12 protein-coding genes are annotated in these 13,756 nt (G+C 67.0%); 2 read left to right on the top strand and 10 right to left on the bottom strand.

All coding sequences use genetic code 11. The features are described 5' to 3' along the window. Positions 1–112: 112 nt before the first annotated feature. Positions 113–709, bottom strand: a complete 597-nt coding sequence (locus D105_RS0100485) for a histidine phosphatase family protein (protein ID WP_018877171.1) — start codon at positions 707–709, stop codon at positions 113–115. Between the two features lie 164 nt (positions 710–873). Here D105_RS0100485 and D105_RS0100480 point away from each other — a divergent pair, with 164 nt between their 5' ends. Continuing rightward, positions 874–1,698, top strand: a complete 825-nt coding sequence (locus tag D105_RS0100480; RefSeq protein WP_018867812.1) for a proteasome-type protease — start codon at positions 874–876, stop codon at positions 1,696–1,698. Positions 1,699–1,737: 39 nt separating this feature from the next. Here D105_RS0100480 and D105_RS0100475 read toward each other — a convergent pair whose 3' ends face one another. Continuing rightward, positions 1,738–2,697 (bottom strand): alpha-E domain-containing protein, encoded by a 960-nt coding sequence (locus D105_RS0100475; RefSeq protein ID WP_028485126.1) that lies wholly within the window; start codon positions 2,695–2,697, stop codon positions 1,738–1,740. Between the two features lies 1 nt (position 2,698). After that, complete coding sequence (locus D105_RS0100470) at positions 2,699–4,147, bottom strand: circularly permuted type 2 ATP-grasp protein (RefSeq protein WP_018877170.1); 1,449 nt, start codon at positions 4,145–4,147, stop codon at positions 2,699–2,701. Positions 4,148–4,277: 130 nt separating this feature from the next. On the opposite strand from D105_RS0100470, the gene D105_RS0100465 reads away from it, so the two are divergent. Beyond that, positions 4,278–4,556, top strand: a complete 279-nt coding sequence (locus tag D105_RS0100465) for a hypothetical protein (protein WP_018867809.1) — start codon at positions 4,278–4,280, stop codon at positions 4,554–4,556. Between the two features lie 125 nt (positions 4,557–4,681). Here the strand turns inward: D105_RS0100465 and D105_RS0100460 are convergent, their stop codons facing one another. The 7 genes from D105_RS0100460 to nusA form a co-directional block, all read right to left on the bottom strand. After that, entirely contained in the window at positions 4,682–5,299 is a 618-nt protein-coding gene (locus D105_RS0100460; RefSeq protein ID WP_018867808.1) for a class I SAM-dependent methyltransferase, read from the bottom strand. A gap of 67 nt (positions 5,300–5,366) precedes the next feature. Beyond that, the gene (pnp, locus tag D105_RS0100455) at positions 5,367–7,454 is read right to left on the bottom strand and encodes a polyribonucleotide nucleotidyltransferase (RefSeq protein WP_018877169.1); all 2,088 of its coding nucleotides are present in this window, start codon (positions 7,452–7,454) and stop codon (positions 5,367–5,369) included. 121 nt (positions 7,455–7,575) lie between these two features. Further along, positions 7,576–7,845 carry a 30S ribosomal protein S15 gene (gene rpsO / locus D105_RS0100450; protein WP_018867806.1) on the bottom strand — a complete coding sequence of 90 codons (270 nt, stop codon included), beginning with the start codon at positions 7,843–7,845 and terminating at the stop codon, positions 7,576–7,578. 124 nt (positions 7,846–7,969) lie between these two features. Continuing rightward, entirely contained in the window at positions 7,970–8,929 is a 960-nt protein-coding gene (gene truB, locus D105_RS0100445) for a tRNA pseudouridine(55) synthase TruB (RefSeq protein WP_018877168.1), read from the bottom strand. A 31-nt stretch (positions 8,930–8,960) separates the two neighbouring features. After that, a complete protein-coding gene (gene rbfA, locus D105_RS0100440; RefSeq protein WP_018867804.1) occupies positions 8,961–9,428 on the bottom strand; it encodes a 30S ribosome-binding factor RbfA in 468 nt (155 codons plus the stop codon). After that, entirely contained in the window at positions 9,428–12,163 is a 2,736-nt protein-coding gene (infB, locus tag D105_RS0100435; RefSeq protein WP_026280377.1) for a translation initiation factor IF-2, read from the bottom strand. The genes rbfA and infB overlap by 1 nt, the downstream gene beginning before the upstream one ends. 63 nt (positions 12,164–12,226) lie before the next feature. Continuing rightward, complete coding sequence (gene nusA, locus D105_RS0100430; RefSeq protein WP_018867802.1) at positions 12,227–13,723, bottom strand: transcription termination factor NusA; 1,497 nt, start codon at positions 13,721–13,723, stop codon at positions 12,227–12,229. Positions 13,724–13,756 lie beyond the last annotated feature (33 nt).

Raw genomic sequence — 13,756 nt, 5'->3', positions numbered from 1 at the left:
CCGTTCCTCACCACATCACCCCCGATCTTTCCGCCCTCCCCTTTGCGTAGACGCTCCGGCATCATTCTGCCCGGCCACGCGACCCCGGCCCGCCAGGGCGGGCTGGGGTCGCTTAGTCGAAATCCTCGGGGGTCAGTATGCCGAGCACGCGGGGCGCATCCCCGCCCGGCTCGAACACCGCGATCTCGCCTTCGTCGATGCGCACTTGCGCCGCGCGCTGGAGGTTGATGTTGTGCCCCACGATCACCACGTTGCTGTCGCCATCCTCCGGCGGCGTCACGAGATAGTCCCGCAGGGCCGTCACCAGCGCCTGCTGTCGCTGACGGTCGCGCACCGGCGGCACGTTGAACAGGTCGTCCCGAACCTCCCAGGAGCCCTCGCCGAAGGCGATCCGGGCGCTGTCGATATTGCGGCAGAACGCCGAGCTCAGGATGCGCTCGACCGGGATCGCGTGACGCTCGAAGCCGGCGCCGACCCGGCGCGCCTGCTCGCGTCCGCGGTCGTCCAGATTGCGCTGCAGTTCGCAGCGGCTCATGTCGGTCAGGTCCTGATCGCGGCGGCTGTGATCGGTCGCGGCGTGGCGCCAGTAGATCACCAGCCCGCCCGCCTGCATGCGCTCGATCAGGGCATCGGGCTCGAGCGCATCGGCACTCGCCAACGTGGGCAGGAACAGCAGGGTCAGCAACAGCCACAGGCCGGAACGAAACATCGGCATCTCCTCGCAAGAACACGCATTCAGTAGGCCTGCAGACCACGCGGCGGGGGCACCGGTTCGGTGCATCCGCCGACGGCACTCAACGCGACACTGCGTTGACGCCCCCCGACCCCAGCCCTAGTATGCCGTCACTGCCTTGCCCGGAAACCCGCGCCCCCATGACCTACTGTGTCGCCATCGACCTGGACGACGGCCTCGTCTTCGCCTCCGACTCCCGCACCAATGCGGGCGTGGACCAGGTGAGCACCTACAGCAAGATGCACACCTTCGAGATCGAGGGGCAGCGGGTATTCGTGGTCCTCGCGGCCGGCAACCTGGCCACCACGCAGTCGGTGGTGCAGCAGCTCAAGCGCGACATGGAGGAAGGCGCCGAGGAAAGCCTGGCGACGGTGGAGCGCATGTCGGATGCCGCCGAATACCTCGGCCGGCTCAACCGCGAAGAGGCGGAGAAGCATTCCGAGGCCCTGTCCCGCTCCGGCATCAAGGCCGAGGCTACCCTGATCATCGGCGGCCAGATCGGCGACGATGCCCCGGCGATCTTCATGGTCTACCCGCAGGGCAACTACATCACCACCTCGCAGCAGACGCGCTTTTTGCAGATCGGCGAGAGCAAGTACGGCAAGCCGATCCTGGACCGCATCATCGAACCGGCCACCCCGCTGGGGGATGCCGCGCGCTGCGCGCTGGTCTCCATCGACTCGACCATTCGTTCGAACCTGACTGTGGGGCCCCCGATCGAGGTCATGGTCTACGAGCGCGGCACCCTGACCTTCGACCATTACCTGTGCCTGGAGACCGACGACGCCTACCTGCGCTCGCTCACCCAGGCCTGGGACACCAACATCAAGAAGGCCTTCACCGACCTGCCGCGCTTCGACTGGGAGTCCGCCCACGCGCGCAAGCAGCGCGGGACCCGCGTCAGCCGCGGCTCCGGCAAGGCCGCAACGCCCGCTTCGAGCAAAGCGAAAAAGTCCCGCCGCTGAACGGATCGCAGCTTCACCCGCGATCCATCGACTACCTCCCTATGCCGCCTGCGTCTGGGTTTGCGCCGGCGCGATCCGGAACCAGGTCTCCACGTTCGCACCGTGGATGTCCCCGATATCCCGCTGCAGCACATCCATGAAGGCATGCAGGCCGTCTTCCGCGATCAGCTCCTCCACATGCGCACTGGAGGCGTGGCGGCGCGCCTGGATCACCAGGCGCAGCGGCAGTTCGTTGCGCGGCAGCTTCTCCAGCGCATCCTGCACCTGAGTCAGGGCGTGGGTCACCGAACGCGGGAAGGCGGTGTCCTGCAGCAGGAACCGCACCACGTCCACACCGTTGATCCGCCGCTTCACATGCTGGCGGTACATCTGAAAGCCACTCCCCGAACGCAGGATGCTGGTCCATAGCAGCCCCTCGTAGGGCTCGGGATCCTCGCCGTCCTTTTTCAGGAGTTTGAGGGCGCCCACGTCGACATGCCGGGTGGACATGTCGGCGCGCTCCAGATTGCGCCCCAGGCGGATGAAGTCATAGGCCGCATCATGACTCATGGTGCCGGCCAGCAGCCCTGTCAGGGTCTGGCAGCGCTGAACCACCTCGGAGAGAAACTCGAACCGGCCGCGCTTGCCGATGCCCTGATCGATATGGTCACGGGCGAACAGGTACAGCTCGTTCATCACCTCCCAGGCCTCGGAGGGAACCAGGTCGCGGGTGGTACGCACATTCTCGCGCGCCGCCCGCAGGGAGTTGAGCACCGAACTCGGGTTGTCGGCATCCGCCAGCAGGAATTTCACGCAATTGCGTTCATCGTCCCGCTGATAGTGGTTATCGAACAGGTCCTCGTTGCCGGTGACCTCTACCAGGCCCTTCCACGACACCTGCACCGATTTCGGCATGTCCAGCGCCAGCAGATTGAAGGCCGTGACCATGCGTGCCGTATTCTCGGCGCGCTCGACATAGCGCGCCATCCAGTAAACGCGTTCGGCGACTCTCGAGAGCATCTCAGTTCTCCTCGTCCACGATCCAGGTGTCCTTGCTGCCCCCGCCCTGCGAGGAGTTCACCACCAGCGAGCCCTTGCGCATGGCCACGCGCGTCAGCCCGCCGGCGGTCACGTCGGTGCGCACCCCCTGCAGGATGAACGGGCGCAGGTCCAGATGGCGCGGCTCGATCTCGTCGCCGCACAGGGTCGGGGCGACGGAAAGATCCAGCGTCGGCTGGGCGATATAGTTGCGCGGGTCCTTCTTGATCAGCTGGGCAAACTCGGCCCGCTGCTTCTTGGTCGCGTGCGGGCCCACCAGCATGCCGTAGCCGCCGGACTCGTTGGCCGGCTTCACCACCAGCTCGTCGAGGTGGTCCAGCACATAGGCGCGATCCTTCTCGTTCACGCAGAGATAGGTCGGCACATTGGGGATGATCGGTTCCTGGTCCAGGTAGTAACGGATGATCTCGGGGACATAGGCGTACATCACCTTGTCGTCGGCCACGCCGGCACCGGGGGCGTTGGCCAGGCCCACGTTCCCCTTGCGCCAGGCGCGCATCAGTCCGGGCACGCCCAGCATCGAATCGGGGTTGAACACCTCCGGGTCGAGGAATTCGTCGTCGATGCGGCGGTAGATCACGTCCACGCGCTCAAGACCGTCGATGGTGCGCATGTAGACGCAGTCGTCGTCCCCGACGACCAGGTCCGCGCCCTCCACGAGCTCGGCGCCCATGCGCTGGGCCAGGAAGGAGTGCTCGAAGTACGCGGAATTGTAGATGCCGGGCGTCAGCACCGCGATCTCGGGATAGTCCTGCGGGCGCGGCGAGATCGACGCCAGCATGTCGAACAGCTGAGTCGGGTATTCATCCACCGGCAGGATGCTGGAGCTCTCGAACATCTCCGGGAACACGCGCTTGGTGACCTGGCGGTTCTCCAGCATGTAGGACACCCCGGACGGGACGCGCAGGTTGTCCTCCAGTACGTAGAACTGCCCCGATCCGTCGCGCACCAGGTCGGTACCGCAGATATGCGCCCAGACGCCCTGCGGCGGCTTGATGCCGATGCACTGCTCGCGGAAATTCTTCGACTGGTTCAGAACGTAGCGCGGGATCACCTTGTCCTGAAAAATGCGCTGCTCGTTGTAGATGTCGTCGATAAAGAGATTCAGCGCGTTCAGGCGCTGCTCCAGGCCGGCGGACACCTGGTCCCACTCCTTGCGCGCGATCACCCGGGGGATGATGTCGAACGGCCAGGCGCGGTCGATATTCTCGCCCTCGGTATACACCGTAAAGCTGATCCCCATCTCGAGGATCGCGCTGTCCGCGGCCTGCTTGCGGCTGTGGATCTCGCCCTCGTCCAGCGAGGCCAGGTATTCCGCCAGCGCCTTGCCCGGCCCGCGCGGCTTGCCGGGCTTATTGATCAGTTCGTCATAGAACGGGGCGGGGTCATAGCGCTTCCAGTCGATGGCCATTCGTCGGATCCTCTGACGCGGTGGGCGGGTTCCTCTACAGTAACGCCTTTTCCGACCACTGGCGCGACGGCCAGGGCCACTCAGACGTCTCTCTGAGGCTTTCGTCCGCTACAGCCCGACCGAGGTTCCCATGCCCGACGCACTCGAACACCGCCTGATCGCGCTCTTCCAGCACCCGAAGATCCAGGGCTGCAACTGGCAGCCGCGGCTGTTCTGGCACGCCGCCGCGGACGGGTCACCGTTTGGGCGCCTGCGGGTGGACGGGGGCGAACTGGAGGTCTTCCTGGCCACGATCGTCGGCGAGGCGTCCACCGAGCAGGCGCGCCTGGACCGCGAACAGGACGGGCGAGGCCGCTTCATCGCGGCCAATGCGCGCCGCCACGAGCTGCCGCTCTTCACACGCCTCTGACACACCCCGGAATCATCACGCGCCCCGTCATCGCGAGGAGCGTAGCGACGTGGCGATCTCCCGGGGCGGCCCCTAGGGGGCATTCCAAGGCAGTGCTTGTAGCGGAGCCCGGCGAGCGGCGCCGCTCAGGCAGGCTTGCGGAATTCGACCTGTTTCCAGTAGCCGAACAGGCTGGCCGGGGCGACCATGCAGGGTTCCTGCCCGGTGACGCGGACAAAGTCCTCGAACTCCATATCGGGGCGAAATCCGACGGCCTTGGACAGCGGGCGCAGGCAGCGCTCGAAGCCGCGCAACAGCCATTGCTGCGAGGCGAAGTGATTCACCACCAGCAGGCGACCGCCGGGGCGACAGACCCGCCACATCTCGGCGAACAGGGCGTCGGGGTTCGGCACCACCGTGGCCACGTACATCGCCACCACCGCATCGAAGCTGTTGTCGGCAAAGCCGAGTTGCTCCGCGTCCATTTCGCAAAGCCCGGATACGGCCGGGAGTCCCCCGTTCAGGCGGCCCCGTGCGACCTCCAGCATCTCCCGGGAGACATCGATCCCGACGACCTCGCAGTCGTCCGGGTAGTCCGGCAGCGAGATGCCCGTACCCACCCCGACCTCGAGGATGCGCTTGCCGGAGAGCGGTGCCAGGGTTTCCTGCGCACTTGCGCGCCCGGTCGCGAACACCCGCCCGAACGTCGCGTCGTAATGACGGGCGTAGCGCCGGTAGCTCTTGCGAATGCTGACGAGATCCATGCCGAAGCGTCCCGAATCTGAATGGCCGGGCACCGCAACCCGGTGCCCGTGAACGAAACGAGCCCGATCAGGACTCGGGTTCGACTGCCTTCATGCTCAGACGAATGCGCCCCTGCTTGTCCACTTCGAGTACGCGAACCGTCACGGAATCCCCCTCGGCGAGGAAATCGCCCACGTTCTCGACTCGCTCGTCGGAGATCTGCGAGATGTGCACCAGGCCGTCGCGGCCCGGCAGGATGGAGACGAACGCGCCGAAATCCATGATCTTGGCGACCTTGCCGGTGTACTGCCGGCCCACCTCGATATCCGCGGTCAGCTCCTCGATGCGGCGCTTGGCCTCGAGACCCGCCGCCTGGTCGGTGGAGGCAACCTTGACCGTCCCGTCGTCCTGGATGTCGATGCTCGCGCCGGTCTCCTCGGTCAGGGCCCGGATGGTGGCCCCGCCCTTGCCGATCACATCGCGGATTTTGTCCGGGTTGATCTTCATGGTGATGAAGCGCGGCGCGTGGGAGGACATCTCGTCGCGATGACGCGGCAGCACCTCGTTCATGCAGCCGAGGATGTGCATGCGGCCCTCGCGCGCCTGCGCCAGCGCCTGCTCCATGATCTCGCGGGTAATGCCGTCGATCTTGATATCCATCTGCAGGGCGGTGACGCCGTCCGACGTCCCGGCGACCTTGAAGTCCATGTCGCCCAGGTGGTCCTCGTCTCCGAGGATGTCGGACAGCACCGCAAAGCGGTCCCCTTCCTTGATGAGGCCCATCGCGATCCCCGCGACCGGCGCCTTCAGCGGCACCCCGGCATCCATCAACGCGAGCGACGTACCGCACACCGAGGCCATGGAGCTGGAGCCGTTGGATTCGGTGATCTCGGAGACCACGCGGACCACGTACGGGAAGTCCTCGTCGTTCGGCATGGCCGCGGCGACGCCGCGCTTGGCCAGACGCCCGTGCCCGATCTCGCGGCGCTTGGGCGAGCCCACGAATCCGGTCTCGCCGGTGCAGTAGGGCGGGAAGTTGTAGTGCAGCATGAAGCGGTCGCGGCGCTCGCCCTCGATCGCGTCGATCACCTGGGCGTCACGGTCGGTCCCCAGCGTCGCGACTACCATGGCCTGGGTCTCGCCGCGCGTGAACACCGCGGAGCCGTGGGCACGTGGCAGCACGCCGGTGTCGATGCGGATCGGGCGGACCGTCTTGTTGTCGCGGCCGTCGATGCGCGGATTGCCGTCGAGGATGCGATCGCGCACCAGACGGTACTCGAGATCGTGGAAGGCGGTCTTGATGGCATCCGCCGATGGGCCGGACTCGGCGTCGCTGGCGAGGGCCTCGACGGCCTGGGTGCGCAGCTCGCCGATGCGCTGGGTACGCGCCTGTTTCTCGGCAATCTGGTAGGCCTCGACCAGGGCATCGCCCACTACGGCCTTCACCTGATCCTCCAGCGAATCGCTGGTGGCCGGGGCCTCCCACTCCCAGGCCGGCTTGCCGGCCTCGGCCGCCAGCTCGCGGATCGCCTGGATCGCGGCCTGCATCTGCTCGTGGCCGAACATGACCGCCCCCAGCATCGCCTCTTCGGAGAGTTGGTTGGCCTCGGATTCAACCATCAGCACGGCATTCTCGGTGCCGGCCACGACCAGATCGAGGTCGGACTCCTCCAGCGCGCTGTAGGTCGGGTTCAGCAGGTACTCGCCGGCGCGGTAGCCAACCCGCGCGGCCCCGATCGGACCCGCGAACGGGACCCCGGACAGCGCCAGCGCCGCGGACGTGCCGAGCATCGCGGGGATGTCGGGATCCACCTCGGGGTTGATCGACATCACCGTCGCGACCACCTGGGTCTCGTTCTTGAAGCCTTCCGGGAACAGCGGGCGGATCGGGCGATCGATCAGGCGCGAGGTCAGGGTCTCCTTCTCGCTCGGACGCCCTTCGCGCTTGAAGAACCCGCCGGGGATCTTGCCCGCGGCGTAGGTGCGTTCCTGGTAGTTCACGGTCAGGGGAAAGAAGTCGCGTCCCGCATCGGCCTCCTTGCGGGCGACCACGGTGACCAGGACCACGGTCTCGGCCATGTTGACGAGGACGGCGCCACTGGCCTGGCGAGCGATGTCACCGGTTTCGAAGGTGACCGTATGGTTTCCGTACTGGAACGACTTCTTGTATGCCACGTTATTTCCCGTTTCCCGTGTTCATCCAACGTTGATGCCTGAATTCTGGCCTTCGCGGGCCATTGCGCGGCCCCGAAAGCGAACAGGCCCGCACCAGTGGCGCGGGCCTGTCGTGCCGGCCTTAGCGGCGCAGCCCAAGCTCCTGAACCAGGGCCTGATAGCGGTCCTGGTCGTGGCGCTTGAGGTAGGTCAGCAGCTTGCGACGCTGGCTGACCATCTTCAGCAGGCCGCGGCGCGAGTGATGATCCTGCTTGTGCTTGTCGAAGTGCCCCATCAGATGCTGGATGCGGGCCGTCAGCAGCGCGACCTGGACCTCCGGCGAACCGGTGTCGTTGGCATCGCGCTTGTGCTTCTCGACGATGGCCGATTTTTCTTCGGTAGTGAGCGACATGAAAACCTGACTCCTGAGATTACTTGACCGTTAATCGACCAGTGGCGCTGGCGATAGGCGCGCAATGGTACCACGGCCCACGCCGGCATGAACAGAATACAACCACCCGCTTGCCGGGCCGCCGTCAGGCCGCGGGAACGAACAGCCGCCGCGCCCGCACCTGCCCCGCGTCGTCGCGCACCCCCACCGCCAGGAAGGCCCCTGCGGCATCGAACACCCGGACCAGGGCCCAGCCGGTTTCGGCCTCGCGCGGGGCATCGGACGCGCCCGGGGCGTCGGCGATCACCGCCGTCGCCGCCGCGGGATTGCCATGGCGCATGGCGGCACTGGCGGCTGCATCCAGGGTCACCGCCGGCCAGTGCGCGAGCGCCGCCTCGGCGGGTTGCAGCAGGGCTTCGATGGCCGCGGCCCCGCCGGGCTCGAACGCGGCCTCGACCGTCTCCAGCGACACCATGGACTCGGCATCGAAATGGCCATGCCCGACCCGGTGCAGGGTATCCACCGCCGCACCGCACCCCAGCGCATGCCCGATATCGGCGACCAGCGACCGGATGTACGTGCCCTTGGAGCAGTGCACCTCCAGGCGCAGCCGGTCCGGGGCGGTCTGCTCGATACGCAGGGAATGTATACGGACCGGGCGCGGCGGCCGCTCGACCTCCACCCCGCGCCGCGCCAGCTCGTACAGCCGCTGGCCCTGGTGCTTGAGCGCCGAGACCATCGGCGGGACCTGGGCCTGATCGCCGCTGAAACGCTGCTCCAGCTCGCGCAGGGTGGTCGAATCAATCGCCGGCACCCGGGACTCGCGGATCACCTCGCCATCGAGGTCGGCGCTGTCGGTCTCCACTCCCAGCTGTGCCTCGGCGATGTAGCGCTTGTCCGCATCCAGCAGCCAGCCGGAGACCTTGGTCGCCTGACCGAAGCACAACGGCAGAAGGCCGGTCGCCCGCGGGTCCAGTGCCCCGGTGTGACCGGCCTTCTTCGCCTGCAGCAGATACTTGACGCGACCCAGCGCCTGGTTGGAACTGCGCCCCCGAGGCTTGTCCAGCAACAGGATGCCGTCGACCTCGCGCCGCTTGCCCGCCATGGATGGATCGCCCGACCGGAAACGCCGGGGCTCAGGCCCCGCGTTCCGGCCCTTCGCCCGGGTCACGGGCGTCCTCGGCATCCCCCTGTGAGGACTCGCCGCTACCGTCCCCGGCATCGGGATCGTCCGCGTGGTGCGCACGATCCTCGGCCAGTGCCTGGTCGATCAGCGACGACAGGTGCGCCCCGCGCTCCGGGGTGTCGTCGTAGGTGAAGCGCAGTTGCGGCACCGAGCGCAGGCGCATGCGCTGCCCCAGAGCCCGGCGCAGGAACCCGGCGGCATTGTTCAGCCCCTGCTGCGCCTCCGCGCCCTTCTCGGCTCCGCCCAGCTGGGTGAAATACACCCGGGCATGAGCCAGGTCGCGGGATACCTCGACCCCCGCCAGGGTGATCATGCCAACGCGCGGATCCTTGACCTCCATGCGGATGAGCTCGGCCAGCTCGCGCTGAATCTGCTCGCCGACCCGGTCCGAGCGATGAAAGTCGCGGTTTCCGGGCATCAGAGGGTCCGTGCCACCTCGACGCGCTGGAAGACCTCGATCTGGTCGCCCGCCTTCACGTCGTTGTAGTTCTTCACCGCGATCCCGCACTCGGTGCCGGCCTTGACCTCGTTCACGTCGTCCTTGAAGCGACGCAGGCTTTCCAGCTCGCCCTCGTAGACCACCACGTTATCGCGCAGCACGCGGATCGGATTGCCACGCTTGACCGCGCCCTCGACCACGAGACAGCCAGCGACCTGGCCGAAGCCGGAGGCCTTGAACACATCGCGGACCTCGGCCAGACCGATCACCTCTTCGCGGATCTCGGCCGACAGCAGGCCGGACAGCGCCTGCTTCACGTCGTCGATCGCCTCGTAGATCACCGAGTAGTAGCGCACGTCGATCTCGTTCTCGGCGGCCAGGCGCTTGGCGCCCGCATCGGCACGCACGTTGAACGCGATCACGATCGCCTCGGAGGCCATCGCCAGGTTCAGGTCGGACTCGGAGATCCCGCCAACCCCGGCGGAGACCACCTTCACGCGCACCTCGTCGGTGGACAGCTTGACCAGCGATTCGCGCAGCGCCTCGGCCGAGCCCTGCACATCCGCCTTGATCAGGATGTTCACGGTGGCGATCTCGCCTTCCTGCATCTGGTTGAAGATGTTCTCCAGCTTGGCCGCCTGCTGCGCGGCCAGCTTGCGCTCGCGCTGCTTGGTGTCGCGATGTTCAGCCACCTCACGGGCAGTCTTGTCGTCCGCGACCACCAGGACCTCGTCACCCGCCTCCGGCACACCGGACAGGCCGAGGACCTCCACGGGCATGGACGGACCGACTTCCTTCACCGCCGTGCCGGTATCGTCGAACATCGCCCGCACACGGCCGTACTCCTTGCCCGAGAGCAGGATGTCGCCGTGCTTGAGCTTGCCGGACTGGACCAGGATGGTGGCCACCGGGCCGCGGCCCTTCTCCAGGCGCGATTCGATGACCACGCCACGCGCCGGGCCCTCGTCCGGGGCCTTCAGTTCCATCACCTCGGCCTGCAGGCCCAGGGCCTCCAGCAGTTCGTCGATCCCCTGTCCGGTATGGGCAGAGACTTGAATGAACTGGGTATCGCCGCCCCAGGCCTCCGGGATCACCTCGTGCTGGGCCAGCTCGTTCATGACCCGCTCCGGTTCGGCCTCCGGCTTGTCGACCTTGTTCACCGCGACCACAACGGGCACACCCGCCGCCTTCGCATGCTGGATGGCCTCTATGGTCTGCGGCATCACGCCGTCATCCGCGGCCACCACCAGGATCACGATATCCGTGGACTGGGCGCCCCGGGCCCGCATCGCGGTAAACGCGGCATGGCCGGGCGTATCCAGGAAGGTCACGCCGTCGTGGTTGTTCTTCACATGGTAGGCGCCGATGTGCTGGGTAATACCACCGGCTTCGCCGGAGGCGACCTTCTCCTTGCGGATGTAGTCCAGCAGCGAGGTCTTGCCGTGGTCCACGTGACCCATCACGGTGACCACCGGCGGGCGCGGCTTGGCCTCGGCGGTCTGCTCCAGACCGGTATCGATCTCGTCCTCGACCGAGGTCTCCTTGGCCGCGATGGGGTTGTGCCCCATCTCCTCGACCACCAGCATCGCCGTGTCCTGGTCGATGGACTGGTTGATGGTCGCCATCACACCCATGCCCATCAGCGCCTTGATCAGCTGCGGCGCCTTGATCGCCATCGCCTGCGCCAGGTCCGCCACGGTAATGGTCTCCGGCACCTCGACATCCCGCACCACCGGCGCGGTCGGCTTGGCAAAGCCATGCTTGCTGGTCACCGCCTGGGCGGCCGCGGACTGGGCCTTGCGGCTCTCGCCCTTCTTGCGGCGCCCGCGACGATCGCCGGCCACATGCAGCTCCTTGCGATCGTCCTTGCGCCCACCCTTGCGAGCACCCTTGCCGGCCTTCGCATCGCCTTCCGGCGCCGTGGGCGCGGCCGCCCTGGCCGCCGCCTCGCGTTCCAGACGGGCCTGTTCTTCCTTCTCGCGCTTGGCCTCCTGGGCCTCCAGTTCCTTCTGCCGGCGCTTCTGGCGTTCCTCGCGTTCAGCCGCCTCCTGCTTGCGTGCCTCGGCCGCCTTGCGCTGGGCCTCGCGCTCGGCCTCGACCTGCAGCGCCAGCTGCTCGGTGCGGCTCAGCGGACGCTTCGGCTTGGCCGGCTCCGGCTCCGGTTCCGGCGCGGCCTCCTCGGCGGGCGCCGCCTCGACGGGTTCGGGTTCCGGCTCGGCGGGCGCATCGGGCTCCTCGACCGGGAGCTCCTCGGCCGCCGGGGTCTCCTCGACCGGCGACTCGGCGACCGGCTCCTCCACCGGGGCCGCGGCGCGGGTCTCTTCGGGGGCCTCCGGCGCCGGGGCCTGTTCCTCGACCGCCGGGGCCTCTTCTACCGGCGCCTCGGGCTGCGCCTCGGCGGGCTTGCGCTTCAGCGTGCGCTTCTTGCGCACCTCGACGTTGACCGTCTTGGAGCGGCCCTGACCGGAGCTGACCTTGAGGGTCTGCGCCTGGGTGCGGCGTTTCAGGGTCACGCGCCCCGACTCGCCGCCTTCGCCGTGCGACTGGCGGAGGTGATCGAGCAGCTTGCGCTTTTCGGCATCGGTGATCGCCGCCTCGGGACCATCGACCTCGACGCCCGCCTCCTTGAGCTGAACCATGAGGCGGTCAACCGGTGTCCCCACCGATTCCGCGAATTGCTGCACTGTCATTTGCGCCATGGCGCCTACCTCCATTCCAGATTCTTTTCAGGCCTGCCGACAGCCCGGATACGGGTTCGCGATAACGGCGACCGGGGCTTAATCCCCGGTCTCGAACCACGGGGCGCGCGCGGTCATGATCAGCGCCGACGCCTCTTCCGTATCCAGACCGGTCATCTCGACCACATCGTCGGATGCCTGCTCCGCCAGGTCCTCCATGGTGCACACGCCATGTGACGCCAGCTTGTTCGCCAGCGCCGCGGTCATGCCCTCCATGTTCAGGAGATCCTCGGCGGGCTGATAGCCCTCACGGCCTTCCTCGGCCGCAATGGCCTTGGTCAGAAGCGCATCGCTCGCGCGGTTGCGCAGCTCCTCGACCATGTCCTCGTCGAATTCCTCGATCGCGAGCAGCTCGGCCTCGTCTACGTAGGCCACCTCGTCCAGGGTGGTAAAGCCTTCCTGGACCAGAATGCCGGCGACTTCCTCGTCGACATCCAGGGCCTCCATGAAGAAGGTGACCAGCTGTTGTGCCTCGGCCTCGCTCTTCTCGGCCGCCTGTTCCTCGGTCATCACGTTCAGCTCCCAGCCGGTAAGCTGGGAGGCCAGGCGGATGTTCTGTCCGCCGCGACCGATCGCGAGCGACAGCTTGTCCTCCTCGACCGCGATGTCCATCGACTGCTTGTCCTCGTCGACCACGATCGACAGGACCTCAGCCGGCGACATCGCATTGATCACGAACTGGGCCGGGTTCTCGTCCCAGACGATGATGTCGATACGCTCGCCCGCCAGTTCATTGGAGACCGACTGCACACGCGAGCCGCGCATGCCGACACAGGCACCGACCGGATCCAGGCGCGGGTCGTTCGAGCGCACCGCAATCTTCGCGCGCATGCCCGGATCGCGCGCCGCGCCCATGATGTCGATGATGTTCTGCCCGACCTCCGGCACCTCGAGCTTGAACAGCTCGATCAGGAACTCCGGCGCGGTACGGCTGAGGATCAGCTGCGGGCCGCGCGCCTCGGGACGGATCTCCTTGAGGAAACCGCGCAGCCGGTCATTGGTGCGTACGGTCTCGCGCGGGATCATGTGCTCGCGCGGGATCAGCGCCTCGGCGTTGCTGCCAAGATCCACGTAGGTCCCGTTGCGGTCGGTGCGCTTGACGATGCCCATGACCAGCGTACCCACGCGATCCTGGTACTCCTCGACCACCTTGGCGCGTTCGGCCTCGCGCACCTTCTGCACGATAACCTGCTTGGCGGTCTGAGCGGCGATGCGCCCGAAGTCGACGGCCTCGACTGGCTCCTCGATCACGTCGCCAACCTGCGCATCGGGATTCTTCTGCTGGGCATAGGACAGCAGGATCTGGTACTCCGGGGACTCGAACTCCGGGTCCTCGTCGTCCACCACGGTCCAGCGGCGGAAGGCCTCGTAGTCGCCCTCCTCGCGGTCGATGCTTACGCGCACGTCCATCTTTCCGCCGTGGTACTTGCGGGTCGCCATCGCTAGGGCCGATTCCAGGGCGTCGAAGATGATGTCCTTCTCCACTCCCTTCTCGTTCGCCACGGCATCGGCGACCAGCAGGATCTCCTTGTTCATGTCTTGCCTCTCCGCACTCGGCAGTCACCTGCC

The sequence above is a fragment of the Thioalkalivibrio sp. ALE28 genome (assembly GCF_000377425.1).
GTDB lineage: Bacteria > Pseudomonadota > Gammaproteobacteria > Ectothiorhodospirales > Ectothiorhodospiraceae > Thioalkalivibrio.
The sequence above is the reverse complement of the archived record's forward strand: the minus strand, read 5'-3'. Positions and strand labels throughout refer to the sequence as shown.

Bases quoted from the DNA above. Each gene is read 5' to 3' on its own strand.
- nusA (WP_018867802.1), bottom strand. From the start codon at position 13,723: ATGAACAAGGAGATCCTGCTGGTCGCCGATGCCGTGGCGAACGAGAAG.
- D105_RS0100465 (WP_018867809.1), top strand. From the start codon at position 4,278: ATGCCCGACGCACTCGAACACCGCCTGATCGCGCTCTTCCAGCACCCG.
- D105_RS0100485 (WP_018877171.1), bottom strand. From the start codon at position 709: ATGTTTCGTTCCGGCCTGTGGCTGTTGCTGACCCTGCTGTTCCTGCCC.
- rbfA (WP_018867804.1), bottom strand. From the start codon at position 9,428: ATGCCCGGAAACCGCGACTTTCATCGCTCGGACCGGGTCGGCGAGCAG.
- D105_RS0100470 (WP_018877170.1), bottom strand. From the start codon at position 4,147: ATGGCCATCGACTGGAAGCGCTATGACCCCGCCCCGTTCTATGACGAA.
- D105_RS0100475 (WP_028485126.1), bottom strand. From the start codon at position 2,697: ATGCTCTCGAGAGTCGCCGAACGCGTTTACTGGATGGCGCGCTATGTC.
- infB (WP_026280377.1), bottom strand. From the start codon at position 12,163: ATGGAGGTAGGCGCCATGGCGCAAATGACAGTGCAGCAATTCGCGGAA.
- D105_RS0100480 (WP_018867812.1), top strand. From the start codon at position 874: ATGACCTACTGTGTCGCCATCGACCTGGACGACGGCCTCGTCTTCGCC.
- rpsO (WP_018867806.1), bottom strand. From the start codon at position 7,845: ATGTCGCTCACTACCGAAGAAAAATCGGCCATCGTCGAGAAGCACAAG.
- D105_RS0100460 (WP_018867808.1), bottom strand. From the start codon at position 5,299: ATGGATCTCGTCAGCATTCGCAAGAGCTACCGGCGCTACGCCCGTCAT.
- truB (WP_018877168.1), bottom strand. From the start codon at position 8,929: ATGGCGGGCAAGCGGCGCGAGGTCGACGGCATCCTGTTGCTGGACAAG.